At 70.1% G+C, this 582-nt stretch carries 1 protein-coding gene; it reads right to left on the bottom strand.

Features of this window, described 5'->3' with window-relative positions:
- The coding region (locus CKO40_RS23870) for a pyridoxal-phosphate dependent enzyme (RefSeq protein WP_200348948.1) at positions 1-582 on the bottom strand (582 nt) is incomplete at both ends.

Below are 582 nucleotides of genomic sequence, written 5' to 3'. Positions count from 1 at the left end.
TATAGGCCGCCATGTCGAAGTGGCCGTGGCCGCTCAAGCTGAAGAGGATGGTCTCGGCCTTGCCCTCGGCCTTGCAGCGCAGCGCCTCGGCGATCGCACCCTGGACCGCGTGGCTGGCTTCCGGCGCCGGCACGATGCCTTCGCAGCGCGCGAACAGCACCGCGGCGGCGAAACACTCGGTCTGGCTGTAGGCCTGGGCCTCGATCAGGCCGAGCTGCTTCAGGTGGCTGACCAGCGGCGCCATGCCGTGGTAACGCAGCCCGCCGGCGTGGAAACCCGGCGGCGTGAAGCTGCTGCCCAGCGTGTGCATCTTGGTCAGCGGCGTCAGGTGCGCGGTGTCGCCGTAGTCGTAGGCGAACTGGCCGCGCGTCAGGCTGGGGCAGGCCGAGGGCTCGACGGCGACGATGCGCCGGCTGCGCCCGCCGCGCAGCGTCTGGCCGACGTAGGGGAAGGCCAGGCCGGCGAAGTTGCTGCCGCCGCCGGTGCAGGCGATGACGACGTCCGGATCGGCATCGGCCATCTCCATCTGCAGCATCGCTTCCTGGCCGATGATGGTCTGGTGCAGCAGCACGTGGTTCAGCA

This window comes from Halochromatium glycolicum, from assembly GCF_016584085.1.
Classification (GTDB): domain Bacteria; phylum Pseudomonadota; class Gammaproteobacteria; order Chromatiales; family Chromatiaceae; genus Lamprobacter; species Lamprobacter glycolicus.
This window is presented reverse-complemented; position numbering and strand designations above follow the sequence as displayed.